Source organism: Sphingomonas ginsengisoli An et al. 2013, from assembly GCF_009363895.1.
Lineage (GTDB): Bacteria > Pseudomonadota > Alphaproteobacteria > Sphingomonadales > Sphingomonadaceae > Sphingomicrobium > Sphingomicrobium ginsengisoli.
On the sequence record NZ_CP045434.1, the window covers coordinates 251439 to 277431 of the forward strand.

Annotated in this window: 21 protein-coding genes and 1 tRNA gene; 7 read left to right on the forward strand and 15 right to left on the reverse strand. The window is 67.0% G+C overall.

Translation table 11 applies throughout. The annotated features are described in order from the left end of the window. Window positions 1–15 precede the first annotated feature (15 nt). Together GCU42_RS01325 and GCU42_RS01330 are read left to right on the forward strand one after the other, a co-directional pair. On the forward strand, window positions 16–1335 hold the full coding sequence (locus tag GCU42_RS01325; RefSeq protein WP_114228194.1) for a chloride channel protein: 1320 nt from the start codon (window positions 16–18) through the stop codon (window positions 1333–1335). A 739-nt stretch (window positions 1336–2074) separates the two neighbouring features. Beyond that, window positions 2075–2293 (forward strand): hypothetical protein, encoded by a 219-nt coding sequence (locus tag GCU42_RS01330; RefSeq protein WP_152569412.1) that lies wholly within the window; start codon window positions 2075–2077, stop codon window positions 2291–2293. A 358-nt stretch (window positions 2294–2651) separates the two neighbouring features. Here the strand turns inward: GCU42_RS01330 and rtcA are convergent, their stop codons facing one another. The 4 genes from rtcA to GCU42_RS01350 all read right to left on the reverse strand — a co-directional run bounded on the left by rtcA (window position 2652) and on the right by GCU42_RS01350 (window position 7228). Beyond that, complete coding sequence (gene rtcA / locus GCU42_RS01335) at window positions 2652–3671, reverse strand: RNA 3'-terminal phosphate cyclase (protein ID WP_114228396.1); 1020 nt, start codon at window positions 3669–3671, stop codon at window positions 2652–2654. Between the two features lie 67 nt (window positions 3672–3738). Beyond that, window positions 3739–4965 (reverse strand): RtcB family protein, encoded by a 1227-nt coding sequence (locus GCU42_RS01340; RefSeq protein ID WP_114228193.1) that lies wholly within the window; start codon window positions 4963–4965, stop codon window positions 3739–3741. A gap of 337 nt (window positions 4966–5302) precedes the next feature. Further along, window positions 5303–5441 (reverse strand) — tRNA-OTHER (locus GCU42_RS01345). Between the two features lie 239 nt (window positions 5442–5680). Further along, window positions 5681–7228, reverse strand: a complete 1548-nt coding sequence (locus GCU42_RS01350) for a vWA domain-containing protein (RefSeq protein ID WP_114228192.1) — start codon at window positions 7226–7228, stop codon at window positions 5681–5683. A gap of 277 nt (window positions 7229–7505) precedes the next feature. Between GCU42_RS01350 and rtcR the strand changes: the two genes are divergently transcribed. Together rtcR and GCU42_RS01360 are read left to right on the forward strand one after the other, a co-directional pair. Then, entirely contained in the window at window positions 7506–9098 is a 1593-nt protein-coding gene (gene rtcR / locus GCU42_RS01355) for an RNA repair transcriptional activator RtcR (protein WP_114228191.1), read from the forward strand. 182 nt (window positions 9099–9280) lie between these two features. Continuing rightward, window positions 9281–11314, forward strand: a complete 2034-nt coding sequence (locus GCU42_RS01360; RefSeq protein ID WP_246165641.1) for an AAA family ATPase — start codon at window positions 9281–9283, stop codon at window positions 11312–11314. Between the two features lie 354 nt (window positions 11315–11668). On the opposite strand, the gene GCU42_RS01365 is transcribed toward GCU42_RS01360, so the two are convergent. Together GCU42_RS01365 and GCU42_RS01370 are read right to left on the reverse strand one after the other, a co-directional pair. Further along, entirely contained in the window at window positions 11669–12103 is a 435-nt protein-coding gene (locus GCU42_RS01365) for a hypothetical protein (RefSeq protein ID WP_152569413.1), read from the reverse strand. 85 nt (window positions 12104–12188) lie between these two features. Continuing rightward, on the reverse strand, window positions 12189–13100 hold the full coding sequence (locus tag GCU42_RS01370) for a TraB/GumN family protein (protein ID WP_114228188.1): 912 nt from the start codon (window positions 13098–13100) through the stop codon (window positions 12189–12191). A gap of 84 nt (window positions 13101–13184) precedes the next feature. On the opposite strand from GCU42_RS01370, the gene GCU42_RS01375 reads away from it, so the two are divergent. Both GCU42_RS01375 and glyS read left to right on the forward strand, forming a co-directional pair. Next, a complete protein-coding gene (locus tag GCU42_RS01375) occupies window positions 13185–14051 on the forward strand; it encodes a glycine--tRNA ligase subunit alpha (protein ID WP_205214995.1) in 867 nt (288 codons plus the stop codon). Further along, on the forward strand, window positions 14048–16312 hold the full coding sequence (gene glyS / locus GCU42_RS01380) for a glycine--tRNA ligase subunit beta (RefSeq protein WP_114228187.1): 2265 nt from the start codon (window positions 14048–14050) through the stop codon (window positions 16310–16312). The genes GCU42_RS01375 and glyS overlap by 4 nt, the downstream gene beginning before the upstream one ends. A 110-nt stretch (window positions 16313–16422) precedes the next feature. On the opposite strand, the gene GCU42_RS01385 is transcribed toward glyS, so the two are convergent. From GCU42_RS01385 to GCU42_RS01420, 8 genes are all read right to left on the reverse strand, one after another. After that, entirely contained in the window at window positions 16423–16767 is a 345-nt protein-coding gene (locus tag GCU42_RS01385) for a hypothetical protein (protein WP_152569414.1), read from the reverse strand. 137 nt (window positions 16768–16904) lie between these two features. Continuing rightward, complete coding sequence (locus GCU42_RS01390; protein ID WP_114228185.1) at window positions 16905–17906, reverse strand: type II secretion system F family protein; 1002 nt, start codon at window positions 17904–17906, stop codon at window positions 16905–16907. A gap of 12 nt (window positions 17907–17918) precedes the next feature. Next, complete coding sequence (locus tag GCU42_RS01395; protein ID WP_425505004.1) at window positions 17919–18884, reverse strand: type II secretion system F family protein; 966 nt, start codon at window positions 18882–18884, stop codon at window positions 17919–17921. Between the two features lie 76 nt (window positions 18885–18960). Beyond that, window positions 18961–20232 carry a pilus assembly protein CpaE gene (locus tag GCU42_RS01400; RefSeq protein WP_114228183.1) on the reverse strand — a complete coding sequence of 424 codons (1272 nt, stop codon included), beginning with the start codon at window positions 20230–20232 and terminating at the stop codon, window positions 18961–18963. Beyond that, on the reverse strand, window positions 20233–20871 hold the full coding sequence (locus GCU42_RS01405; RefSeq protein WP_240309500.1) for a CpaD family pilus assembly protein: 639 nt from the start codon (window positions 20869–20871) through the stop codon (window positions 20233–20235). Window positions 20872–20897: 26 nt separating this feature from the next. Continuing rightward, the gene (locus tag GCU42_RS01410) at window positions 20898–22382 is read right to left on the reverse strand and encodes a type II and III secretion system protein family protein (protein WP_114228182.1); all 1485 of its coding nucleotides are present in this window, start codon (window positions 22380–22382) and stop codon (window positions 20898–20900) included. Continuing rightward, entirely contained in the window at window positions 22383–23441 is a 1059-nt protein-coding gene (cpaB, locus tag GCU42_RS01415; protein WP_114228181.1) for a Flp pilus assembly protein CpaB, read from the reverse strand. Window positions 23442–23490: 49 nt separating this feature from the next. Beyond that, window positions 23491–23976: an A24 family peptidase gene (locus GCU42_RS01420; protein ID WP_240309499.1), complete on the reverse strand. Its 486-nt coding sequence runs from the start codon at window positions 23974–23976 to the stop codon at window positions 23491–23493. Between the two features lie 49 nt (window positions 23977–24025). Between GCU42_RS01420 and GCU42_RS01425 the strand changes: the two genes are divergently transcribed. After that, a complete protein-coding gene (locus tag GCU42_RS01425) occupies window positions 24026–25147 on the forward strand; it encodes an NAD(P)/FAD-dependent oxidoreductase (protein WP_240309498.1) in 1122 nt (373 codons plus the stop codon). Here GCU42_RS01425 and GCU42_RS01430 read toward each other — a convergent pair. Continuing rightward, entirely contained in the window at window positions 25144–25974 is an 831-nt protein-coding gene (locus GCU42_RS01430) for an aldo/keto reductase (RefSeq protein ID WP_114228179.1), read from the reverse strand. The genes GCU42_RS01425 and GCU42_RS01430 overlap by 4 nt on opposite strands. Window positions 25975–25993: the final 19 nt, after the last annotated feature.

The window sequence follows — 25993 nt, forward strand, 5'->3', positions numbered from 1 at the left end:
CCCTAAAGACGGCCGATGAGCCTACTTACCAATCGTCGTTCGAGGGTGCTGCTGCGCCGCTACGGGCTTGCCTCACGACGGTGGCGGCGGCGGATGGCGATGGGTTTCGGCGCGATCAGCGTCGGACTCGCCGCGATGCTGTTCGCCTGGTTGGCCGACCATGCGTCGCGATTGTTTGAGCGCCAGATCGGCGCGACGCCTTGGCTTCCGTTGCTGGTCACTCCATTCGGCTTCGGCCTGTTCGCCTGGCTAACCCGTCGCCTGGCCCCCGAAACGGCGGGGTCGGGCATTCCCCAGGTCATCGCCGCCACTCACAATCCGGGGTTCGCGGCGCGGCAATTGCTGTCGCTCAAAGCGGCGTTGCTCAAATGTCTGTTCACGCTCGCGGCGCTGCTATTCGGCGCGTCGGTCGGGCGCGAGGGGCCGACCGTGCAGGTCTCGGCGGCGATCTTGTGCTGGTATCATCGGCTACTGCGAGTGCCGCTGCGATCGTCGATGATAATCGCCGGCGGCGCGGCCGGGGTTGCCGCGGCGTTCAACACCCCGCTGGCGGGGGTGACCTTCGCGATCGAAGAACTCGCCGACGAATATGAGCAGCGCGTCGCGCTCCTCGTCATGACAACTATCCTGCTGGCCGGCATCGTCAGCCTGGGGCTGGCGGGCGACTATGTCTATTTCGGCGCGGTCGGCGGCAACCTCCCGATCGGCGCGACCCTGCGGATCGCTCCGGTCGCGGGGGTGCTGGGCGGGCTTGCGGGCGGCCTCTTCGCCCGCGCGTTGCTCGGGGTAGGCAAGCTGCGCGCACGGCACCTGCCGCGCTTCGCCGACCGGACCATCGTCTGGGCGATCGCCTGCGGGCTTGTGGTCGCGTTGCTCGGATACACGACCGGACTGACGTGGGGCACAGGCTATGGGCCGGCGCGCGCGATGATCGACGGCGGTGAGGCGCCCCTGTGGTTCGGTCCGGCCAAGTTCCTGGCGACGCTCGCCACCTCGGCCTCCGGCTTGCCGGGCGGAATTTTCGCTCCATCGCTCGCCACCGGTGCGGGGCTTGGCGGCATCCTTCGCGCGGTCTTCCCCGCCGATCCGGGCGGCGCGGTGATCCTGCTCGGCATGGTGGCCTATTTCACCGGCGTGGTGCGAGCGCCGCTGACCGCCGTCATCATCATCGTCGAGGCAACCGCCAGTCGAGGGCTGATCATTCCCCTATTCCTCGCCGCGCTCATCGCCCATGGTGTGTCGTCACTCTTATGTCGCGAGCGACTCTATCACGCGCTTGCCGCGCCCTGGCGACAGCGGGTCGCGGACAAAATGCCGACGGAGAGGTCGACCTGAGCGACGAGGGGCGCCAACGAACGCCTGAGCCTGCTGGCTGACTGGCAGCTTTCGACCCATCGAGGACATAGAGACGATCTTTAAAGGGAAGGGATGGATCGCGTCGAGCGCAGTATGGTGGTGGCTTGCCTCACCGTCGGCGTTCCCCTACCTGGATATTTCGTCGGGGACTGGGGCAGATTCTTACTAGGCGCCTGCATCAGCCTTGCGACCTCCTCGGCGTGCGTGGGCGGCGGCATTGCGTGGGCAGCACGCGGGGCGGATGCTAATCGCTGAGGTCCGCTTTCCACCAATTTCAGACACTCAATGTGACGCACGCCCAAGCCAAAACAAGTAGATTATAGAGAGCACGAGAACGACGGGTGCGAGGTTCCCAAGAACATGCAATGCTTTCGTGAACGCCCCTTGGGCAGCCATCAAGGCGTCAAGTCCGATCCAGTACGGCAGTCAGGTAAAAGCCGCGAGGCTGACTAGTACCATCAGCACGACGGCGAGGGCAGCAAGGTCGAAGCGACGAGCATTGCTTAATGCATGACCTAAAAGCAAACAGACGCCTCCGCACACGAAGACCCAGCCGACGATTTCCGAGAAGCCGCGCCAGCCGCTTGGGCCGCCTCATCCATGAGGCCAGCGAATCCGATCAAAGTTGCTGGGAGCACAGCGGCGCAGCCGAGACCCCTTTCGATTGACGTTCGCTTCACCTTGCCTCCGGCGCACTTTGGTTAAGCTAAGGAAGCAAATGCCCGATTTCCACTCACTGCGGACATTCGCTGCGGCTGCGAAACGACGACGAATGGCTAAGCAGATTGACTTGGAGGGAATTGAGGCAGCCCGCATGATGGCAGCACTCTCTTCTGAAACAAAACGGCGTTTCGACAAAGCAACGTGGCGACTGACGCGACACTCCCACGACGTCGCGCCTACTGCATTCAACGCCATCGGTGTGGCTATTGGGTGAAGCAGGCGATCTGTCCCAAGTTCTGACAAGAAAAAATTATTCGCTTTCGCGGTGTAACTCATTCGAAACGGATCGCAGGACTTGGCCTTCAGCGTTGCCAACGGCTTCCTGGTCGCAGTTTGGCATGATGCTCAGAACGGCGGCTTTGATTTCAGTGCTGTGGATACCTTTTTAAAACCAGAATCGCGCCGTTACCTTACATGGTGAGATGGCGCTCAAAGCACCCGGACATCCGGCCTTCGACGAGCCTAAGCCAACGTCCGCTTTCCACCCAAAGCCGACATTGCTCAGAGTGCGAGGCTGCCGGATGGCGGCGCTGGAGATCCATGCGGAGCGCTTCCAGCGCCAGTATGCCTGATCATAAAATTCGACGGACGAGATGCCCGCCGTCCGGCTGCTGCTCGAACGTCCACTGCTGGCCGGTGAAACGCGCGATCACGTCGGCTGCCGTGCGCGCATGGTCGCTCGGCTTTACGGTGGTGAAGCTCCCACCCCCGACGAGCGCGAAGGGCAGCAGGAGTTGGTCCGCCAAATAAGGCCCCGCGAACGCATTCGAAGAAAGAAAGCCCGCCATGCGGTTGGCTGCCTTCTTCGCCAATGACTCCGCCGAGACGCCAAGCTTGCCGAAGCCGGTGACGACTTCGGTCACCTGCTCGAATTCGGCGTCGAGCAGCAGCGCGTTGCCCGGGCCTTGCTCGTCGGCAAGTTGGCGGACGCCGAACGCATCGTCAGGCCAATCCGCCAGCACTTTGCGCGCCGCGTTCAGCTCGCGCTCGGCGATGTCGAACGGCAAGGCGGCGAAGATCGCGGTCGCCGACACCGAGCGTAGCGCTCCGCGCTCGAGACAATCGATGGCGGCGAGCTTGCTCGGCTGGATGTCGATCTCGATCCGGCCGCCACCGCGCGGAAAGAAGCCATGCCGGTCGAGGCGCACTTCGATCCCCGCGCCCATGCGCCGAAGCACCGGCACGAAGGTCTTGGCGATGAACTCGAACGGCGGGGCAAGCAGATTGTGGGTGCCACCCTCGAGCACGAGCCGCGAGGGTGCATCGGCGAGCAGCAGGGGCATCAGCACGGTCTGGAAGACGAGGCTGGTGCTTCCCGCCGTGCCGACGGCGAAGCGGTATTCGCCGGGCGTGACCGGGCGCGGGGTGAAGCTTATCTCGGACGAGCCGACGGCGACGCCCTCGGCATAGGCGCCGCCGATGGCCAGCGCGGCTTCGATCGCCGTCACGTGCTGACGCATCAGGCCGGGCTTGTCTCGCTTGCCCCGGACCCTGACAATCCGGAACGGCTGGCCGGTGGCGAGCGACAGGGCGCACGCGTTGCGGACAACTTGCCCGCCACCTTCGCCCTCCGCCCCATCGATCTCGATCATCTGTCGCATCGCTTCCATCATGGCCGCTGTGACCAATTCTTCGTCGGCATGGGTTTGCGTGAAAGGATCAGCCCTTCACGCAAACCACCTGCTTGAGCGTGTGGACGATCTCCACCAGGTCCGCCTGCGCGGCCATGACGGCCTCGATCGGCTTGTAGGCCTTGGGAGTCTCGTCGATGACGCCTTCGTCCTTGCGGCACTCGACGCCCGCCGTGTCGGCGATATGCTCGTCGAGCGACACCAGCTTCTTGGCGGCGGTCCGGCTCATCACCCGGCCCGCACCGTGCGAGCAGCTGTCGAACGATTCCGCGTTGCCAAGCCCGCGCACGATGAACGACTTGGCGCCCATCGACCCGGGGATGATCCCCAGCACGCCTTTGGCCGCCCGCACCGCGCCCTTGCGGGTCACGAGCACATTCTCACCGAAATGGTGCTCGCGCGTCACGTAGTTGTGGTGGCAGTTCACCGCTTCCAGCTCCGCATCGAACGGCTTCGCGATCTGCGTCCGCAAGGCGCGGATGACGTTGGTCATCATCATTCGCCGGTTGAGCGCGGCATAGTCCTGCGCCCAGCCGACCGCCTCGACATAATCGTCGAAATGGTCGGTCCCTTCGGGGAAGTAGGCAAGGTCCTGGTCGGGCAGGTTGATGTGCCACTTGCGCATGTCCTGCTTGGCCAGCTCGATGAAGAAGCTGCCGATCGCATTGCCGACGCCGCGGCTGCCCGAATGGAGCATCACCCACACGCGCTGCGCCTCGTCGAGGCACAGCTCGATGAAGTGGTTGCCCGTGCCGAGCGTCCCAAGATGCACGAGGTTGTTCGTGTTCTTGAGCCGGGGATGCTTCTCGCAGATCCGCTCGAAGCGCTGCACGAGTGTCGCCCAAGCCTCGACGATCGGCGGCGGCGGGCTGCCCCACGAGCCGTGATCGCGCTGGCCGCGGCCGACGGATCGGCCGTGCGGCACCGCTTGCTCGATCGCCGAGCGAATGGCCTCCAGATTGTCCGGAAGATCGCTCGCCACGAGTGAGGTCCGCGCCGCCATCATGCCGCAGCCGATGTCGACGCCGACCGCCGCCGGGATCACCGCGCCCTTGGTCGGGATCACCGAACCCACGGTCGCACCGATCCCGACGTGGACGTCGGGCATCGCCGCCACATGCTTGAACACGAACGGCATCTGCGCCGCGCGGGCGAGCTGCGCCCGGGCGCCGTCTTCAACCGGCACGCCCCGCGTCCACATCTTGATCGGCACGCCGCCCTCGACGTGCTGGTAGTCGTACAAAGTCTCGGTCATCGCGACCTCCTCTATTCATCATGGTGCCGGCGACGAGGGGTGGCGAGACATTTTGCTGAGCTATCCGGTTGCCCGGAGGCGGAATTGAACCGCCGACCTCCTGCCTCTCGGCAGGCGCTCTACCTGTAGTCCCGCCAGCATTCGCCGACGTTCATTGCGGTGCTGGCGACGAGGGAGGCGAGACATCCCGGATTGCTCCGGGGCGGATTCGAACCGCTCGGCCCTTGGGCCTTACCGATGTAGTCTCGCCGGCATTCGCCAGCTTGGTGTTGGTTCGTGACGACCAGATGTTTGACGGACGCTCCCGCTCTACCCACTGAGCTACGGGTCCACGAAGACCCGGCGGGATTCAAACCCGCGACCTGGCGATGAATAATCGATGTAGTCCATCAGGCATTCGTCACGAGAAATCTCGATCACGGCGACAAGGGGTTCGTGAAACAGCCTCATGCTCTACCCAGCTGAGCTACGGGCTTGCGCCCGGGCGGACTCGAACCGCCGACACTGAAGTCCCTGTAGTTCCACAGGCATTCGCCGTGTTGAAAATGGGGTCGTGGCGACAAGGAGCGGCAGGACGGCGGTCCTTAAGCTACGTTCCGGCGACGGGATTCGAACCCGCATCTCCCGTCCGGCCTCGCGGCGTTCCGGGCGCTTTACTCGTCGGACCTTTCTTGTGGAGGATGTAGTCCCACCAGCATTCGCCACGACCCAATTCTTATACTTCGATCTCCTTGACGATCTCGACCCAGTCCCGCGTCTCGCCGGCGGCGAAGCGCGCGATCGTGTCGAATACGGCGTCGGAGAAGCCTCCGACATTGAGGATGTCCGCCTGGCTCTGCGCCTGCGTGGTCCCGTACGGCTGGATGTCGACGCAGATGAGCCTCGCCCCCGGGTTGCGGGTCTTCAGCCTGGTCCACTCCGTCATCGTCGCCGTCGAACCGCGCCGGCTGACGTCGACCCAGGACTCATTGTCCGAGACGATGACGACCAGGTCGACGAGGGCACGTTCCGCATTCAGCTTCGCCAGCGGCGCCGAGACGTTGGTCCCGCCGCCCCCGACCGCCGCCAGTTTCGCCGCATTCACGGCGACGCGGGCAGTGGCGTTGAGCTTCACCTTCACGACCGTCTGTTCGAACGGCAGCACGCGGGCGTCCCGGTTGGTCCGCAGCATCGCGGCCGCGACCAGGGCCGCGACGTCGATGCACCGCACCTTCGACGAGGCGCCTTTGCGGATGCCCGTCGCCGGCGAGCTCATCGACCCCGACACGTCGGGGCAGACGACAACCCGGCCCGGCACTTTCGGCACGCCCCGGAGCGACAGCTCCAGCGCCTCCTCCAGCGCCGCCTGAACCTTGAGCGGCACGCCTTCGCCGGCCTGACCCAGCGCCACCATCAGCTGATAGGGCATGGGGCGGACCGCGCGCAGCGCGTCGCGATCGGCGAGGCGGGCAGCGACTGCCTCAGTGACCCCAGGCACGGCGAACGCGCCGTTGCGCGCCAACGTTTTGAGGTTCATCCGCAGCGCCTGCCACCCGATCCGCGTCGACAGCAACGCCCAGTCCTCCGCGTTGAGCGGAAAGGCGGTCAGCCATTCGAACGGCACCGGCGGCAGGGGAAGCGACCGATCGGCCTTCCATGCCTCGAACGCGGCGACCTCGGCGGGCAAGGCGGCGACGTCGTAGGGACGCCCGATCAGCCAGCCATAGAAGGCCTTGCGCGCGGCATCGGCGGGCTTGGGGTGAACCATGCGGACCACGTCCGCGAGGCTCGGGTCCTTGCCCGTCGCCGCGGCCATCAGCTGCGGCATCGACGCCTGCTCCAGCCAGCGCTGGACCAGCCGCTTCGGCCGTGAGCCGAGCGACGTCCGCCCGACCTGACCCGAGCGCATGATCTGCACGAAATTGCGCAGTATGCGGCCGTTGTCGATCAGGCGGTTGAAGACCGCGACCGAAAGATCGGGCGCCGCCACCGTCAGATAGGCCGCGAGCAATGCCGGCATGTCCTTCATCGCGCCCGACCGGCGGGCATAAACCGCGGCCTGGGCGACGAAATAAGGATCAACCGCCCGGGCGGCCGCAATCACGTCGGCGAGCTGCGTTTCCGCAACGCCGTAGAAATTGTCGGCCAGCGTCCCGGTCGCGGCAAGCTGCGCGAGCTTCGCTTCCGGCCCATAGGCATAGGCCGGCGCTCCTTCGCGGTTCACCGAGTCGGCGCGCGGCAAGAGCCGCGCCACCGCCGATGCAAAAAGTCCCTTGTTGGCCATCGTCCAACTCCTCAACTGGTCAGGGCTGCACCCCTGTGAATTCCTGAGGGGCGGCCGGCCCATTCCGACCGCCCCGGCTTCCGCGATCGATCGAGTAATCCGCCTCGACCGACGGAATATGATGAGCACGAGACGTGCCAAATGACGGTTCGTTCGGTGCGGAATGAGCGAAGCGATTGAAGGTGCACGATAATATCTTGAGATACTTATTGGGCCATCGCGCCTTGTGTTCGGACATTCTTATCGCCTAGAATTGTTCTTTATCCGTGGAGATCAAATGAAGTCGCTGGTCGTCGTCGGATTCCTGGGCTCGACGTTGGATGCCAGCAAGTTCGGGCCGTCGCGCTGGAACAAGTGGCGGCCCACCGTGGGCCTCACCATGCACGAGGACCTACGCGTCGACCGTTTCATCCTGCTGCACGGCACCGGGCACCGCCGCCTTGCGGAATATGTCGCCGAAGACATTGCCTCCGTGTCCCCCGAAACGCAGGTCGACCCGCGCGTGCTCGACTTCACCGACCCGTGGGACTTCGAGGAAGTGTACGGCAAGCTGCTCGATTTCGCCCGCGCTGAGCCGTTCGATCCGGAGTTGGAAGACTATCTCGTCCACATCACCACCGGCACCCACGTCGCCCAGATCTGCCTGTTCCTGCTGACGGAAGCGCGCTACCTGCCTGGCAAGCTGCTCCAGACGCAGCCCGAACGCGGCTCGATCAACCCGGCCGGCAGCTGGAACACCATCGACCTCGATCTGTCGCGCTACGACAGCATCGCCACGCGGTTCGCTGCGGCCAGCGCTGAGAGTACTTCGTTCCTGAAATCGGGGATCGACACCCGCAGCGCCACCTTCAACCGCATGATCGACGAGATCGAGCGCGTCGCGCTGCGCTCCAAGGCGCCGGTGTTGCTGATGGGGCCGACGGGCGCCGGCAAAAGCCTGCTGGCGCGGCGCATCTACGAGCTCAAGAAGCTCAAGCATCAGGTCGCCGGCCCGTTCGTCGAGGTGAACTGCGCCACCCTCAAGGGTGATGGGGCGATGTCGGCACTGTTCGGCCACCGCAAGGGCGCGTTCACCGGCGCAGTCGCCGAGCGGCCGGGACTGCTGCGCGCCGCCGACAACGGGATGCTGTTCCTCGACGAGATCGGCGAGCTGGGCCTCGACGAGCAGGCGATGATCCTGCGCGCGGTCGAGGACAAAAGGTTCCTGCCGGTCGGGGCGGACAAGGAAGCGGCGTCGGACTTCCAGCTGATCGCCGGCACCAACCAGGACTTGGGCAAGGCGGTCGCGAACGGCAGCTTCCGCGACGATCTCTACGCCAGGCTCAACCTGTGGACGTTCACCCTACCGGGGCTGGCCGACCGCCGCGAGGATATCGAACCCAATCTCGACTATGAACTCGATCGCTTCGCGGAACGCGAGGGTGACCGCGCCAGCTTCAACAAGGAGGCCCGCCAGCGCTTCCTCGCCTTTGCGACGGGTCCGCACGCGACTTGGCCAGGCAATTTCCGCGATCTCGCCGCTAGCGTGACCCGTATGGCGACGCTCAGCCCCAAGGGCCGGATCGACCTCGCCTGCGTCGATGCCGAGATCACGCGGCTGCAACGGCTGTGGTCGGGCCAGACCAGCGCGGCGGCGGACGAGCTCGAGGCTTTGCTCGACGGTGACGCCCTCGCCGCGATCGACCCGTTCGACCGCGTTCAACTGGCCGAGACCATCCGCATCTGCCGCCGAAGCCGTTCGCTCTCTGAGGCCGGCCGCGCGCTGTTCGCCGCCTCGCGCACCCGGCGGACGTCGGCGAACGATGCCGACCGCTTGCGCAAATATCTGGCCCGGTTCGGCCTCGACTGGAGCTCGGTGACCGTCGGCTGATCATTCCGGTTGAGCGCGCCATGATTGCGCCGACGTTGCAGGCGGAACGATCTTTTGCTATCGGCCGCGCCGCTCGACAGACTCGAGCGTGGAGAAATGCATTGCTGGTTCTTGCCGCTATCTGCGGTGCGACGAGCAGCGACCTCCGGCCTTTCGCGTAACCGTCCCACGACGCGCGCGGCATGCCGGACCGAGGCTGCCGCACCTCATCTGACTTGAAACGAGGAAGCCGCGCGCCCCGGCGCGTCCCGGCTTGTGGGAAAATCATGGACGAACATTCGATCGTTCGAAGCCTGGTGCTTCGGACCGCCGGCGGCTTGCCGGCATCATCGCCCCTCGCGGCGGCCTTGCTCGAATGGGCAACGCCGCACAGCGAATGGCTGACGCCCGGACACGAGGGCGAGCTCGACTGGCCGGCGTTGCTCGCCAGTCTCGCCGAGCCGCGCCTCGTCGAGGAGCAGACGCAGGCGCTCGACCTCGTCGGCGCGCTTGCCGCGCTGCTCGAGCTCGCTTCCTTCGACGCTGCCTTGCTGGCGGCGATGGTTGCGTGCGACCGCCTGCCCCGCGTCAATCTGTTGGCGAAGGTCCTGGGCAAGCACGGGCGCCACCTGCCGGCGCTGCTCGGCGAGGTTGCGGGCGCGCAGCCGAACGAGGCCGAGCGTCTGGTGCGGCGCAGCGCTCCGCTTCGCCTCGACCTCGCCGAGTTCGTACTGAACCGCCAGGGAGAGTTAGAGGTCCAAGTCAGCTGGCCACTGGAACGCTTGCTCGATCGCGCGCCCAATCGCGGGCCCGAGATGCTCGAGGCCTTGGTCGGGAAGCGTCAGCCCGCGGCGCTTGCGCTTGCCGACTTCGCGCACGTCGCGCACGCAGACTTTCTGTTGCGCTTGCTCCGCGGCGCGGTGAACGAGCGCGCGACCGGCATCAACGTGCTGATCCACGGCCCGCCGGGGACTGGCAAGACCGAGTTCGCGCGAACTCTCGCCAATGCCGCCGGCGCGGCCTTGCACGGGGTGGGGGAAGCTGACGACGACGGCCATGAGCCCAGCCGTTGGGACCGCATTGCCGCGCTTGGCCTGGCGCAACGGCTGCTTGCCGGCCGCGGCGGCGCGGTCCTGCTGTTCGACGAGATGGAGGACCTGATCGGCGACGCGCGGCTGTCCGGCGGTGATTGGTTTTCGCGGCGCGAAGGCAGCAAGGTGTTCGTCAACCGGCTGCTGGAAACCAACAAGGTCCCGGTGATCTGGACGACCAACGCCATCGGTAATGTCGATGGCGCCATTCTTCGGCGCATGAGCTTTGTCCTGAAGCTTGACCTGCCGAGCCGCCGTGCTGCTCAGGCGATGCTGACGCGCGTGACGCGGGAAGAAGAGGTCGTGCCCAGTCCGCGGCTTTCGGCTTTGCTCGCCGCGGCGCCGGAAACGGCCACCGTGCTGCGCGTCGCCTCGCGGGCGGGTCGCCTTGCCGGTGACGAGGAGGGTGGGGCCACCGCCGCGGAAGCGCTCGTCAAGGCGCTGCGCGGCGGGGAATTGGCGCCTCCCGCCCCGGCAGACTTCGATCTCGATCTGCTCGAAAGCGACCATCCGATTGCTTCACTGTTCGGCTCGATCGGTCAGCACGATGCCGTTTCCATCCTGCTGAGCGGTCCGCCGGGCACGGGCAAGACGGCCTTCGCGCATCATCTTGCAGAGGCGATTGACCGGCCGTTGCTGGTCAAGCGTGCATCGGACCTGCTCTCCAAATGGGTGGGCGAGACCGAGGCGCAGATTGCAGGGGCGTTCGCCGAGGCGCGGCAACGCGGCGCCCTGCTCCTGTTCGACGAGGCGGACTCGCTGCTGTTCGATCGTTCGACCGCGCGAACCAGCTGGGAAGTCGGACAGGTGAACGAGTTGCTCACGTGGCTGGACCAGCACCCGCTCCCGGTGATTGCGGCCACCAATCATGTCGAGCGGCTCGATCCCGCGACGCTGCGGCGGTTCATCTTCAAGGTTCGCCTCGAGCCGATGAGCGCGGCGCGAGCCGCTCGCGCGTTCGAGCGCTTCTTCAACGTGCCGGCACCACCCAGCCTCGGCGAAGTCAGCGGCCTGACGCCAGGCGATTTCCAGATCGTGAAGCGCCAACTCCGCTTCGCGCCGGCCGACTGCGCTCAAGGCCTCGTCGACCGCCTTTGCGTGGAAGCGGAGGCGAAGCGTGGTGGCTCCTGTCGGATCGGATTCTAGGTGCTCCCAGATTTCTCGATCACTGGCGACTTTCCGAAGAAGGTCGATCATCTTCGAGGAACGTCCGCTTTCCACCCATTACGGACATTAGCCTCTGGCGAAGTTTACCTAGCTAGCTGCCGTTCAGGAGGGTGACCTGACGAGAAGCGTAACAAAGCTTGAGACAGCAATTTGGGGGTGGATGTTTACTCTTCAGTTCGTGCTGCTGATAGCCGCCGCGCCTTAATCGCAGCGCTTGCTCCGCCAACGCTCGCGGCCCTGCCTCAGGCCTACGCTAGTGCGAAGTCTGAGCACACCGTGAAACTGATCAGCCCGCGACTATCGAGAGCATACAGGGTCGTCGCCGCTCTCGGCTTAGGTGCCTTTGCCTCTGTCACATTGGGCCACGACCTGGCCCCTACGGTTGCTTTCCTGCGAGCCCTGCTTGTCGACATAGCGATCATGCAATTTGCAACCATCGTCGGCTTGCCTGCGCTCGTAGCCCGCCGTTTGAGAGCCACACAATAAAGCCAATGTCCGCTCGCCACCCGTTGCGGACGTCGCGGCAGGGGCTCTAGTCGATAGATAGGCTTTATGCGCAGGTTTGGATCGAGGTTCCTGGCCGTCCTCTTTGCAGTCGGGTTCGCATACGTTGCGCTCTTTCATTCCAGGTGGGACAGCGATGTCAATTTCTTGATTGCCCTGATTGGCATCCCAGCCGCCTGGGAAGGCTTTCGCTTCACAGCGCTTCGCCTGCTCGGAAAGTCCGATTAAGTCTGCTTTCCACCCAAAGCAGACATTCCCGGCCAATTTTCGTCCTCATATGAACGTGCGCTCGGGAATCTGCTTCCCGCGGGTAGACAAGATCAGCTGAGGCACGGTGCAGCCGGCCTCGTCACTGCACCCGCGAGACCTTCAGGCCACGCGCCTGCAGCATCGCCAGCACCGATTCCGGTCCCGCCAGATGCCCCGCGCCGACCGCCACAAACACCGTCCCCGGCTGCGCCAGCCGCCGCTCGACCCACCCCGCCCAGTTGCGGTTGCGCTGCACCAGCAACGCGTCCTTGAGCGCGGGCGAGGCCTGCATCTCCTCGTTGAACGCGATCGCCATTCCCTTGACGTCGCCGCGGGTCCAGCTCGCCAGCATCCCGTCGAACTCGTGTTTGGCCGTCGCCGGATCCTCGAGCGCGGAGAGCAGCAAGTCGCGCTGCGCCTGCTCGGGAAGGCGGTCGAAGAAGCCCAGCTGCTCGGCATTGGTCTCGAGCTGGCCGATCGGCTTGCCCGCCCCGGTGAAGCTGTCACGCAGGGTCGTCTCGACCCCGTCCTCGCCCTGCAGCCCGAGCGAGTGGAATTGCGTGCCGAGCAACATGAACGCCGCCGCCCAGGTCTCCATCTTGTCGAACGCCTGGATCGGCACCCCCGACGCCTTGACCGCGGTCAGCAGCGCGCCCTGCTTGTCGACCGGCACCCGCTGAACCAGCGGCGGCTGGCCCGGGCTCATCCCCAGCGTCATCAGCGCCTGCGCCAGCGGCGCGGGGTTCTTGGGATCGACGATCGTCTCGACCACCAGCCCGTTCGAGCTCGCGAGCGCCTTGTCGAACTTGGGCGTCCGCCACTGATAGCCCTTGGGCAGCAGGTGGATCGTCCCGAACAGGTAGATCGTCGTGTCCTTGTCCGCCACGCGCCACAGCGCGGGATGCGGCGCGGCGGCGGGCGCCGCGCTGCTGGTCGACGAGGTACAGGCCACGGCGGTGGCGGCGAGACCGAGCGCCGCAAGGCCCCGGCGAACTATGGTTTTGAACTGCATGATCACTCCATCGGGGCGCGGCTGTTAACGGACCATGTAGGGGCGGCTTGGCAAGCGGAGAAGGCAGTGCCATTGCCCCGGCCCGTGACCGCGCCGCTTTCTTTCCAGGACCTGATCCTCACCCTCCACCATTATTGGTCGGACAAGGGGTGCCTGATCCTCCAGCCCTACGACCTCGAAATGGGGGCGGGGACCTTCCATCCCGCGACCGTGCTGCGCGCGCTCGGCCCCAAGCCCTGGAAGGCCGCCTACGTCCAGCCGTGCCGCCGCCCGACCGACGGCCGCTATGGCGAGAACCCCAACCGGCTGGGCGCTTACTACCAGTATCAGGTGATGCTGAAGCCGAGCCCGCCCAACCTCCAGCAGCTCTATCTCGACAGCCTCGCGGCGATCGGCGTCGACCTCCACGCCCACGACATCCGCTTCGTCGAGGACGATTGGGAAAGCCCGACGCTCGGCGCCTGGGGGCTTGGCTGGGAGGTCTGGTGCGACGGGATGGAAGTGACCCAATTCACCTACTTCCAGCAGGTCGGCGGGTTCGACTGCCTGCCCGTCGCGGGCGAGCTCACTTACGGGCTCGAGCGGCTGGCGATGTACATTCAGGGCGTCGACAACGTCTTCGACCTCAAGTTCAACAACGAGGGCGTGACCTACGGCGACGTCTTCCTCGAGAATGAGCGCCAGATGAGCCGCTGGAACTTCGAGGTCGCCGACACCGACAGCCTGTTCGACGGCTTCAGGAAGGCCGCCGCCGAATGCGAGAACAGCCTCGCCGCCGGCCTCGCCATCCCCGCCTACGAGCAGGCGATCAAGGCCAGCCACATCTTCAACACCCTCCAGGCCCGCGGCGTCATCTCGGTCGCCGAGCGCCAAGCCTACATCGGCCGCGTCCGCGACCTCGCCAAGGCCGCCTGCGCCAAGTGGGTGGAGAGCGAGGGAGTGTCGGCATGACCGCCACCGCCGACTTCCTGCTCGAGTTGCTCAGCGAGGAAATTCCCGCGCGTATGCAGGCGCGGGCGCGCAACGACTTGGCGCGGATGCTCGCCGAGGAGTTCGCCAAGGCCGGGCTCGCCGCCGCGGCAATCGAGACCTTCGCCACCCCGCGCCGGCTGGCGCTGATCGCGCGCGGGCTGCCGCTGGCCACCGCGGCGGTGTCCGAGGAAGTGAAGGGGCCGCGCAGCTCGGCCCCGCCGCAGGCGCTCGAGGGCTTCCTCCGCAAGACCGGGCTCACCCAGGACCAGCTGGTCGAGCGCGACGGCGTCTGGTTCGGGCAAATCGACAAGGCGGGACAGGCGACCAGCAACGTCCTCGGCCCGGCGATCGAGCGGATCGTGCGCGGCTTCCCCTGGCCCAAGTCGATGCGCTGGGGCGCGGCGAGCGCCAGCACCGCGTCGCTGCGCTGGGTCCGCCCGCTGCACGGCATCGTCGCTTTGCTCGGCGACGAGCTGGTGCCGGTCGATGTCGACGGCATCGCCAGCGGGGCGAGCACGGTCGGCCACCGCTTCCACCACCCGGGCCCGATCACGCTCGGCGGCGCGCACGACTATGTCGAGAAACTGCGCGCCTGCCATGTCGTCGTCGATCCCGAGGAGCGCGCCGCGCTGATCCGCGACCGCGCCCAGGCGCTCGCCGCCGAGGCCGGGCTCGAGCTGGTCGCCGACGAGGGCCTCGTCGCCGAGAATGCCGGCCTCACCGAATGGCCGGTGCCGCTGCTCGGCCGCTTCGACAGCGACTATCTCGACGTGCCGCCCGAGGTCATCCAGCTCACCGCGCGCGTGAACCAGAAATATTTCGTGCTGCGCGGCAACGAAGGCGCGCTCGCCAACGCGTTCATCTGCACCGCCAACATCGAGGCGAGCGACGGCGGCAAGGCCATCGTCGCCGGCAACCAGCGAGTCCTCGCCGCCCGCCTCAGCGACGCCCGCTTCTTCTGGGAGCAGGACCTCAAAATCCCGCTCGAAGAGCAGGCGCAGAGGCTGTCGCAAATCGTCTTCCACGAAAAGCTCGGCACCGTCGCCGACAAGGTCGAGCGGGTGGCGAAGCTCGCTCGCTGGCTGGTCGAGGAAGGCGTCGTCGCGGCGCAGGCCGGGACCTCAGTTCGCGAAGGTGCGGCGTCCGAGCACGCTGAGATCCCGGCCTCCGCCGGGATGACGCTTGCTGCGCAAGCCGAGCGCGCCGCGCGGCTCGCCAAGGCCGACCTCGTCACCGGCATGGTCGGCGAATTCCCCGAATTGCAGGGCCTGATCGGCGGCTACCTCGCCGAAGCGCAGGGCGAGCCCAAGGCCGTCGCCGAGGCGATCCGCGATCACTACAAGCCGGTCGGGCAGGGCGACGACGTGCCGACCGCACCGGTGACAGTGGCGGTCAGCCTGGCAGACAAGCTGGACTCGATCGTTGCGTTCTTCGTCATCAACGAGGCTCCAACAGGCTCGAAAGACCCGTTCGCCCTCCGTCGAGCAGCTCTCGGCATGATCGCGCTGATCGTGCAGAACAATCTACGTCTTGGAGCCCAGCTGGCGGCGGTGGAGGCGTTTGGAAATCTATTCGAACGGACGCTCGATGCTGATCGCTATTACGACGACCAAAAAGCTACCGACGTTTTGTGGTTTCTTGCCGAACGTCTCAAGGTTCAGCAGCGCGAAGCCGGTGTCCGCCACGACCTGATCGACGCGGTGTTCGCACTCGGGGGCGAGGACGACCTCGTCCGCCTGCTCGCTCGCGTCGCGGCGCTGCAGGCGTTCGTCACCACCGACGACGGCCGCAACCTGCTCGCCGGCTACAAGCGCGCGGCGAACATTCTCCGCAAGGAGGAGTGGGACCTGCCGCGGGTGATGGCGACGCGCGGCGAGCAGGGGATGCCGCAGACCGGCGAGGAAGACCCGCTGGCGCTGGTCGAGGAACCGGCGATCGCCGCCGCCGTCGCCGAGATGGCGCTCGGCTCGCCGCACAACGCCAATGCCCCCGCCGAGGAACAGACGCTGGTCGCCGCGCTCGAGGCGGCCGAGCCGACCGCCGCCGCGGCGGTAGCGCGCGAGGATTTCGCCGGCGCGATGGGCGCGCTCGCCTCGCTGCGGACGCCGATCGATGCCTTCTTCGAGCAGGTGACGGTGAACGACCCCGACAAGGAGGTTCGCGCCCGCCGCCTCAACCTCCTCGCCCGCTTCCGCGCCGCGGTTCACACGGTCGCCGATTTCTCGAAGATCGAGGGGTAGACACTCCCGTCATTGCGAGCCGAAGGCGAAGCAATCCACTACAGTGGCTTCACCCGCCGCAGATGGATTGCTTCGCTACGCTCGCAATGACGAAGTAGGTTACGACCCGCTCAATACCGATCGCCGTCGATCGGGCGGGCATCGGCGCGGTTGGGAATCCCGTCGCCGTCGAGGTCGCCCGGGCGGCGCTCGGCGACCACCGGCCGCTCGACCACCCGGTCACGCGCCGCGGCGGAGCGGAGCGAGTCCTGCTCGCGCCAGTCCTTTTCGCGCGCGGCCCAATGCGCCTCGCGCTCCTCGTGCGTTTTTTCGAGCACGCGGCGCTGGTCCTGCTCGGCGACGTAGCGCGCCTTCCACTTGCGGCGGCCGCCGCTGGTCGCCCAGGCGCCGACCAGGAAGCCGAGCACGAACACCAGGCCGATGATCACCCACTGGTCGGGCGTGAAGCTGGTCATCGTTTCAAACATCCTTGTGCTGATTGCGTAACGACTAGACGTCGTATCGCCGCGCTGGTTCCACGCGCGCCCATCCCCAACGCAAAGGGCCCGCCCGGAACAACCGGACGGGCCCTCGTGCCTCCCTCGCGAAGCCTTTACGGCTTGCGGTGGATGAAGTTGTCGCTGATCCGGCAGGCCGCGGGCCCGAGGATGACGACGAACAGCGTCGGCAGAATGAACAGGATGAGCGGGATGGTCATGATCGCGGGCAGCCGCGCGGCCTTTTCCTCGGCGCGCATCATCCGCTCGTTGCGGAACTCGGCCGACAGCACGCGCAGCGCGCTGGCCAGCGGGGTGCCGTACTTCTCGGTCTGGATCATGGTCGTCACCACGCCGCGCACCGCTTCCAGATCGATGCGGGTGGCGAGGTTCTCGAACGCGATCCGGCGCTCGGCGAGGAAGCCCAGCTCGATCGAGGTCAGGCCGAATTCGTCGCCCAGTTCCGGATAGGCCCGGCCGAGCTCCTTGGCGACGCGGGCGAAGGCGGCGTCGACGGTGAGGCCGGCCTCGGCGCAGATGACCAACAGGTCGAGCGCGTCGGGCAGGCCCTTGCGGACCTCGTTGCTGCGCTTCTTGACCTTGTTCGACAGCCACAGGTCGGGCGCCTTGTAGGCGAGGCCGATGGTGCCCGCGACGAGGGCGTACTTCTTGAATGCGCCCCACGCCGGGAAGGTGTTGAAGACATAGACCATCAGGATGACGATCACGCCCAGGATCAACGGCGCGAGGAAGCGCGCGAGGATGACGAAGAAGGCGAGATCCTTAGTCCGGATACCGGCCTGCATCAGGCGGATCTGGGTCTTCTGAATCTGGTCGTCCTGAAGCATCTTGAAGCTGCCGAGGAAGCCGCGGACCTTGTCGGCCGCCGCATTCTTGTTGGTCAGCTTCTTGCGCTTGTTGGTCGAGGCGACGATGCCCGCCTTCAATTGCTCGCGACGCTCGTTGAGCGCTTTGACGCGGCGGATCATCGGATCGCGCGCCGTCATCCCGGCGTAGATCGCCAGCATGACCGCGAAGGTGGCGACTGCCGAGAGGATGGTCGCCACGAAGACGACGTCGATCCCGAGCAGGGTGGGGCCAGTGGCGCCGGATTGCATGTCAAAGACCCCCTAGATCTCGAAGTTGATCATCTTGGCCATGATGAACACGCCAATGCTCATCCAGAACAGGCCCCCGATGCCGGCCACGATCAGGCGGGGATCGACGAAGAAGCCGCCCATGTAAGTCGGGTTGATCATCGTCACCAAGCCGAACACGATGAAGGGCAGGGCGCCGACGATCATCGCCGAAGCCTTCGATTCCGAGCTCATCGCGCGGATCTTGAGCTTCATCTGCGCGCGCTTGCGGAGCACGTCGGCAAGGTTGCTGAGTGTTTCCGCCAGGTTACCGCCGGTCTCGCGCTGAATTGCCAGGGTGATGACGAAGAACTGGAATTCGGCGGTGCCGAGCCGGTCCGAGGTTTCCTGCAGCGCGGCTTCCATCGTCCGCCCGATCTTCATCTTGTCGGACACCGCGCGGAATTCGACCCCGACGGGGCCCTTCATCTCGGTCGCGACGACGCTCAGCGTCTCGGTGATCGGCAGACCCGACCGCAGGCCGCGGACCATCAGCTCGATCGCGTCGGGGAAGTTGACGTTGAACTTGCCGACCCGGCGCGTGATCATCTTGCCGACCACGAAGTGGGGCAGGCCGATGCCGACGAACAGGCCGAGGAACAGCGACAGCAGGAACGGCATGCCCTTGAAGGCGAGCAGCAGCGCCGCGACCACCGCGATCCCGCAACAGGTCATCGCGTAGCGGCCGAGCGTCCAGGTCTTGCCGGTCCGCTCGAGCCGGAGGCGGAGCAGCGCGGGCTTGGGGATGAGCGAGCTGAACGCGCTCTCCACCCGGTTCTGGCGCTGCGCCATCAGCTTGCGGATCTGCGCCTGGGCCGAAGCCTGCAGCGGGGTGCCGCCGTGGCGCTCCTTCAAGAGCTCCATGCGGCGCTTGACCGACTTGGCGGGCGAGGGGCCGCGGAAGGCGAACACGACCATCGCCAGCACCAGCAGCATCGCTCCGGCCATGATCACCAGCATCTGCATCGGTTCAGTCCTTCATGTCTTGACTACGGGCCGTTCGGTCGCCGCGCGCTTTACGCGGCGACCGCTCGGCTCAGGCGGCCTTGGGCTGCTTGGCGAGCATCGCCTTGAAACCGCCGATCATCGACTTGCCGCCGGCCGCGGCCGGCTTCGCCGCCGCCACCTCGACCCCGTCCTCGGTGGCATGGCTCAGCACCATGTTGCACAGGGCGAGGTAGGGCTGCGCCGACTTGCCGCTGGCGACTTCCGCCACCGGCTTGCCAAGCTTGGCGGCCTGCGCCGACAGCTTGCCGTCCTCGGCGATGACGAGGTCGATCGGACGTTCGATCGACTGCTCGAAATCCTTGCGGTTGATTTCCAGCGCGCCGCCCGAGGGCATCCGGTTGGCGACCACGATCACCTTGGTCTGCGGCGCATTGGCCTTGAGCCAGGCGAGCAGGCGGATGGTGTCGCGGGTCGCCGCTAGCGTCAGCTCGCTGACCACCACCGCGACATGGGCGTCGTGCACCATGTGCGGATACTGGATCAGCATCTGCCGCGGCAGGTCCATCACGGTCGATTCGAACGCGTTCTTCATCTCCTCCTGGAGCTGGAAGAAGGCGGCGCCGTCGGTGATCAGCGGCTGGTTGATCGGCGCTTCGGCCGACAGCACGCTCAGCCGCTCGTTGGCGCGAACCATGGCGCGTTCGATGAACAGCCCGTCGATGCGGCTCGGATTCTCGATCGCGTCGGTGAGGCCACGACCCGGCTCGAGGTCGAGCGCCAGCGCGCCGGTCCCGAAGTGGATGTCGAGGTCGAGCAGCGCGGTCGAGCGATGCGCCTTGTCACCCAGCAGCCAAGCCAGCGAGGTGGCGATGGTCGAGGCGCCGACGCCGCCGCGGACGCCGATCACGGCGCTCATGACGTGCGGGCGATCGACCTGCGCTTCGCCGCGCGGACCCGCCAGGATGGTCTGGGCGTGGGTCAGCGTGTCGCGCAGCTGGTCGACGCTGAACGGCTTGAGCAGATAATCGTGGATGCCGCTGGCGACGAGGTCGCGGTAGAGGCGGACGTCGTTGACCTGGCCCGAGGCGATCACCACCGTGCCGGGCTCGCAAACCTCGGCCAGGGCGTTGATGTCGTTCAAGGGATCGGCCGATTCCGACAGGTCCACGAACAGGATGTTAGGGCTGGCGGAGACGGACAGCGACTGGACCGCGTTGCGCAGCCCGCCCTTGTTGACCTTCTCCGGCGACCAGCCGTGTTCGACCGCGACCGGACGCAGCATGTCGGCAGTGGCATCGTCGCAGACGAAGGCCTGGAACGGGTCGCGCAAACCGGCGCGAGCATGGAAAGGCGCGTTCATTTACTTGCCTCCGGCTTTGGTGTCTTGAAGCCCGGTCGCGCCGGTCATCGGCTTGCTCCGGTAGAGGTCGATCGCGCGGCTCGCAGCGACGGGATCGGTGACCCCGCTCGGTTCGCGGCCGTGGACCAGGTCCTCGGGATTGGCGATCATCGCGGCGAGGTTGCCGTTCACCGCGCAGCCCCAGGTCGACATGCTCCGGTTCTGGAAGTCCGGCTGGGCCGGGTCGCTCCAGTTGGGGCAGTTCGGAACACTGGCGCGGGTGCGGCTGACGACCACGCGGACCGCGCCGGCGGGGATCACGCCGACCGTCACCGGGGCGCCCGCCGGGGCGACCAGCAGGCCGTACTTGCCGGCGACCCGGGCGACGTCGCCGCGAACCGAGGCGGCCATCGGCCCGTCGACATAGACGTTGTCGCCGTAGCCGAGCTGGAGGCCTTGGAACCAGGCGTCGAGCCGTCCTGCCTCATAGGCCGGGATGGTGCCGCCGGGCGCCGCCACGTCGAACGTGAAGTCGCTGCGGGAGACGACCGGCACGTTGACCGGCAGCACCCCCTTCGAGGGCTGGTCCTGGGTGGTGTAGCCGCAGGCGCTGGTCATGGCCGCGGCGATCGCGACAAGGGTGAGTTTGGAGCGCATCATCTCTTCCTTTTGCCTGACGAGCGGCATCAAAGCTTGAAGCCGGGAGCGGCGGTCGCGGTGGCCGGCGCGGCGATGGCCGCCGTTCCGGTGGTCACCGGGAAGCCGGGCCCCGGAACCGGAGCGACCGCGCGCGGACCCGAAACGCCCTTGAAGGTCTGGCCCTCGAGGTTGAGCTGAGTGTCGCTCGGCGCCCGATAGCCGTCGGCCGGCGTGGCGAGCTGACCCGAGGTCGGGCGCACCAGATACGGGGTGACCACGATCACCAGCTCGGTCTCGTTGCGCTGATAGCTGCTCGACCGGAACAGCGCCCCGAGGACCGGAATGTCGCCGAGGAACGGCGCCTTCTGGATCGAGTTGTTGTTGCGGTTCTGCAGCAGGCCGGCGAGCATGAACGACTGGCCCGAGCCCAATTCGACGGTGGTCTCGGCGCGCCGCGTAGTTAGCGCCGGGATGACGTAACCGTTGAGGCGGACCGAACCCGCGTCGCTAAGCTCGCTGACTTCGGGGCGAACCCGCAGCGAGATGCGACCGTCGTTGAGCACGATCGGGGTGAAGGCGAGGCCGACACCGTATTGCTTATACTCGATGCTGAGCGAACCCAGCGACTGCGAGACCGGGATCGGGAACTCGCCGCCGGCCAGGAAGCTGGCGGTCTCGCCCGACAAAGCGGTCAGCGTCGGCTCGGCGAGGGTCGTGATGAACCCGTCGTTCGACGACAGGTCGATCGAGCTGATGAGGTCGAGCCCGAACAGCTTGCCGACGCCCGAGATGGTCGAGCCGGTCGCGCTGCGGATGATATCGCCCGCGCTGCCGGTGGTGCCCGGCGTGCTGCCGACCGGGGGCAGGTAGATGCCCTGGCCCTGCGCCACGCCGATCCGGAACCCGCCCTTGGTGTTGGCGAGCAGGTTGACGCCGATGGTCTTCAAACGCGAGCGGTTGATCTCGACGATCTTGACCTTGAGCATGACCTGCAGCGGGGTCGCCGTGCGCAAGCGGCTGACGACCTCGGTGCCGGTCCCGACATAGGCCGCGGTGAGGCGCTGGGCCTCGGCGGCGTCCTGCGGGCTGGCGACCGTACCGGTCAGCAGCACGAGGTTGTTCATCGGGGTCGCCTGGATGTTGGCGTCGGGCATCGCCATGCGGAGCATGTCGTCGACCGAACCGACGTTGGTGCCGACGCGGACGTTGGCGGCATAGACCACCCGGCCACCGCGATCGGTGGCGTAGACGGTGGTCTCGCCCTTGCCCTTGCCGAAGATGTACAGCTGGTTCGACGAGCGGACCTGGACATCGGCGATCTGGTCGTTGGCGACGAACAGGTCGGTCATCGGCGCGGACAGGCGGACCATGGTCCCCGTGCCCTGGCTGAGGTTGAGCGTCTCGGCCGGACGAGCGGCGCGCGACTGGGCGGCAGCGGGGGCGGCGGCAAGGACCGTCGTTCCCAGGCTGAGGGCCAGGGCCGCGGCGGCGACGCCGAGGCGAGACTGGCGAGCGATCTTACGGCTGGTCATTTAACGTGCCCCCACTGGAACGTAGCTGACGTTGTTGCCCCGGGCGACGCGGACCGCGGGTCCGGCCGGGATGGCATTGGCGTTGGAACCGCCGCCGGCGAGGCTGCCGAGCGCGCTGCTCATGCGGTCGAGCGAGCGGGTCGCGGTCTGAAGCGACTCGCTGGCGCCCGCCTTGCCCGGCACCGTGCGGCGCTGGAACCGGCTGACGTCACCACCCGTGCTGTAGGTGCTGCCGTTGTCGATCGGCTGGCTGGCGAACGAGAGCATCATCTTGCGCTCGTCCTCCGGGGTCGCGTTGGCGGGCAGCTTGACCTGCCCCTCGGCGACCGCCCGCTCGAAGTCGGCGGTGTTGTCGGCGATCGAGCGCAGCGAGAGCGAGAGGTTGCCCAGGCTCTGCGCCACCGCGATCTTCTCGGCGAGCCGCGGCGTCGCCTCGAGGGTGATGGTGTCGGCCTTGCTGACAATCGGGTTGCCCTTGTCGTCCTTGGCGCCGTCGGTCCGCTGGTCGATCGCGAGGATGCGCAGGTTGCGGATGATCGTCTCGGAGACCTTGAGCGGCGGGCCGTCGCCGCCACCGGCCACGGTCTGGCTCAGCACCAGGTCGACGCGGTCGCCCGGGAACATGAAGCCGCCGACGCCGCCGGTGCGGCCGTCGACCGGGATGGTCACGGCGCGCATGCCCGGGCCAAGCGCCGCGGCGAGGAAGCCACGGTCCTGCGGGCCGACGAGGTTGCCGCGGGTCAGCGGCTGGCCGGCGGTGACCTGGTTGCGGACCACCGTGCCGATCAGCTTGCGCATGTCGCTATCGGGCTGGCCTTCCTGATAGTAGGCGTTCTGGATCAGCTCCTTCGGCCACGGCTGGAAGGTGAAGGCCTCCGCGTCGACGATCGTGCCGACCGGCAGCGCCTTCTTGGCGACGAGGATCTTGGGACCCATCGGCACCTGCGCGGCCTGCGCCTGCGGCGCCGACGCGCCGGTGAACATGTTCTTGGCCATGACGGCGGTGACCGCCGCAACCAGGAGCGCTCCGAACAAGAGCGCGATCTTCTTCACATCCATGGCGTATCCGCCTCCACTGTCGAGGACCCCCTCGGAACAGCCTCAGCAATCAGCCAAAATGGTTAAGATATCGTTGGGCGAGGACGAGCCATCCGGCGATGGCGATGGCGATGCCGTAGGGCACCTTGACGCGGCCGTCCGCGCCGCTCCGGCGATGGTCGCCCCACGCCGCCAGCGTGATGATCCCGCCGGCGACCGACATGATCAGCACGAGATTGAGCATCTCGGGGATCGAGAACCACAACGCCAGCGCGGTCGCGAGCTTGACGTCGCCGCCGCCCATCCCGCCGAAATGGAAGAAGACGTAGAACAGCGCGAACACCGCCGCCGCTAGGCCGAGCTGGACCGCGACGTCGGGCCACAACGGCAGCCCGACCACCACCCAGTAGACCGGGGCGAGGAGGGCGATCGTCAGGTTCAGCTTGTTGCTGATGATCCGCCGCCGATAATCGGTCACGGTCGCCACCACGAGCAGGCCGGCCAGGACTGCGTTGAGCGCGAAGCCGAGCGCCGTGGTGAAAGCGATGTTCATCATGCCATTGAGCCCTAGACGCGCCCCCTTAGCAAACCGTAACCGCGGGAACGTGAGCATCGACGTCGACATCTTGATCGTGGGCGGCGGGATCGCCGGGGCGAGCCTCGCGGCGCGGCTGGCGGGGCGTGCCTCGGTCTTGCTGGTCGAGGCCGAGGCCCAGTGCGGCGCCCACGCCACCGGCCGCTCGGCCGCCTTCTGGGAACCGAGCCTCAGCGGCCCGACCCCCGAGCGCCAGCTCAGTCTCGCCTCCAAGCCCCTGTTCGACCGCCGCTGGCCCGATTCCCCCGTCCCGCTGCTGCGCCAGCGCGGGGCGATCCACCTCACCGGTGCGCATGGCGAGGAGTTCGGCGACAGCGCCGGCCTCCCGCCCGAATTTGCCCCCCGCCGCATGACCCGCGCCGAGGTCGAGCAGGCGCTGCCCGGCGCCCGCGCGCAGTGGACCGGCGCCTGGTTCGAACAGGCCTGCGCCGACATCGACGTCGCCGCCCTCCACGCCGCCTGCCTCGCCGAAGCCCGCCGCAGCGGCGCCACCGTCGCCACCGGCAACGCACTCGTCGGCGCTCGCCACGACGGCGACGGCTGGACGGTCGAGCTAGCCGACGGCACCGTCCGGGCGACCACCATCGTCGACGCAGCCGGCGCCTGGGGCGACGAGGTCGCGGCCCGCTGCGGCGTCGCCCCGCTCGGGCTCCAGCCTAAACGCCGCACCGTCGTCCAGCTCCGCGTCGGCCGCGGCGGCCTCCGCGACCTGCCCTTCGTCACCGACCTCCACCAGAATTTCTACTTCAAGGGCGAGGGCGACCGCAGCGTGTGGGTCTGCCCCCTCGACGAGAGCGACAGCCCGCCCTGCGACGCGGCGCCCGAGGAGCTGGACGTCGCCATCGCCATCGACCGCTTCGAGCGCGCGGTCGATTGGCCGGTCGAGGCGGTCGAGCGCAAATGGGCGGGCCTCAGAACCTTCGCCCCCGATCGCGGCATGAAGTTCGGCTTCGACTCTGCCGCACCCGACTTCTTCTGGTGCGTGGGGCAGGGGGGCATGGGCATCCAGACCGCCCCCGCCGCCTCGCTGCTGTGCGCCAACCTGCTGCTCGGCGACCCGCTCGACGCCCTGCTGGCGGGGATCGACGCCGCCGACTTCGCCCCGCGTTCGCTCCGGCGGCGGGCGGGTTAAAGCATTTCCAGCGCAACCGCGTGCGCAGGCGCGGGAAACGCGCGATCGAGCCGGCTGAGCACGTCTGCTTCAAGCTTCAGATCGGCCGCCGCGCGATTTTCCTTCACGTGCGCGACCGAACCGGCCTTGGGGATCGGCATCACGCCGTCGCGGCCGAGCAGCCAGGCCAGGGCGAGCTGCGCGGGCGTCGCCCCGACCTCCGTTGCAATGACGGTGAGTTCGGGATTGCGGAGCAGGCGTCCCTGCTCGACCGGACTATAGGCCATCACCGGCATCCGGCGTTCGGCAAGCCAGGGAAGCAGCGCGTGCTCGGGTCCGCGGCGGGTGAGATTGTAGAGGATCTGGTCGGTCGCACAGTCCTCGCCGCCGGCCTCGACCAGCTCGTCCATGTCGTCGGTATCGAGGTTGCTCACCCCCCAGCGCAAAATCTTGCCCGCCGCGACCAACGCTTCCATCGCCGCCACGGTCTCGGCCAGCGGCACGCCCCCGCGCCAGTGCAGCAGGTACAGGTTGAGGCGGTCGGTGCCGAGCCGCCGCAGGCTTGCCTCGCAGGCGCGGGGCAGGCGTTCGCGCGAGGCATTCTGCGGATAGGCCTTGCTGACGAGAAAGACCGAGTCGCGCCGATCGGCGATCGCCTCGCCGACGAGCGTCTCTGCGCTCCCATCACCATACATCTCGGCGGTGTCGATGACCGTCATCCCGAGGTCGAGCCCGGCGCGCAAGGCGGCGATCTCGTCGGCGCGGCGCGAGCCATCCTCGGCCATCATCCAGGTGCCTTGGCCGAGCGCGGGAAGGGTGGTTCCATCGGGGAGTTCGATCGTCTTCATCGACCGCCAACGCGCGGGA

Excerpts from the sequence above, each read along its gene's own strand:
- GCU42_RS01325 (WP_114228194.1), top strand. The coding sequence starts at position 16 with ATGAGCCTACTTACCAATCGTCGTTCGAGGGTGCTGCTGCGCCGCTAC.
- GCU42_RS01330 (WP_152569412.1), top strand. The coding sequence starts at position 2,075 with ATGCCCGATTTCCACTCACTGCGGACATTCGCTGCGGCTGCGAAACGA.
- rtcA (WP_114228396.1), bottom strand. The coding sequence starts at position 3,671 with ATGATCGAGATCGATGGGGCGGAGGGCGAAGGTGGCGGGCAAGTTGTC.
- GCU42_RS01340 (WP_114228193.1), bottom strand. The coding sequence starts at position 4,965 with ATGACCGAGACTTTGTACGACTACCAGCACGTCGAGGGCGGCGTGCCG.
- GCU42_RS01350 (WP_114228192.1), bottom strand. The coding sequence starts at position 7,228 with ATGGCCAACAAGGGACTTTTTGCATCGGCGGTGGCGCGGCTCTTGCCG.
- rtcR (WP_114228191.1), top strand. The coding sequence starts at position 7,506 with ATGAAGTCGCTGGTCGTCGTCGGATTCCTGGGCTCGACGTTGGATGCC.
- GCU42_RS01360 (WP_246165641.1), top strand. The coding sequence starts at position 9,281 with ATGCCGGACCGAGGCTGCCGCACCTCATCTGACTTGAAACGAGGAAGC.
- GCU42_RS01370 (WP_114228188.1), bottom strand. The coding sequence starts at position 13,100 with ATGCAGTTCAAAACCATAGTTCGCCGGGGCCTTGCGGCGCTCGGTCTC.
- glyS (WP_114228187.1), top strand. The coding sequence starts at position 14,048 with ATGACCGCCACCGCCGACTTCCTGCTCGAGTTGCTCAGCGAGGAAATT.
- GCU42_RS01385 (WP_152569414.1), bottom strand. The coding sequence starts at position 16,767 with ATGACCAGCTTCACGCCCGACCAGTGGGTGATCATCGGCCTGGTGTTC.
- GCU42_RS01390 (WP_114228185.1), bottom strand. The coding sequence starts at position 17,906 with ATGCAATCCGGCGCCACTGGCCCCACCCTGCTCGGGATCGACGTCGTC.
- GCU42_RS01395 (WP_425505004.1), bottom strand. The coding sequence starts at position 18,884 with ATGCTGGTGATCATGGCCGGAGCGATGCTGCTGGTGCTGGCGATGGTC.
- GCU42_RS01400 (WP_114228183.1), bottom strand. The coding sequence starts at position 20,232 with ATGAACGCGCCTTTCCATGCTCGCGCCGGTTTGCGCGACCCGTTCCAG.
- GCU42_RS01405 (WP_240309500.1), bottom strand. The coding sequence starts at position 20,871 with ATGATGCGCTCCAAACTCACCCTTGTCGCGATCGCCGCGGCCATGACC.
- GCU42_RS01410 (WP_114228182.1), bottom strand. The coding sequence starts at position 22,382 with ATGACCAGCCGTAAGATCGCTCGCCAGTCTCGCCTCGGCGTCGCCGCC.
- cpaB (WP_114228181.1), bottom strand. The coding sequence starts at position 23,441 with ATGGATGTGAAGAAGATCGCGCTCTTGTTCGGAGCGCTCCTGGTTGCG.
- GCU42_RS01420 (WP_240309499.1), bottom strand. The coding sequence starts at position 23,976 with ATGATGAACATCGCTTTCACCACGGCGCTCGGCTTCGCGCTCAACGCA.
- GCU42_RS01430 (WP_114228179.1), bottom strand. The coding sequence starts at position 25,974 with ATGAAGACGATCGAACTCCCCGATGGAACCACCCTTCCCGCGCTCGGC.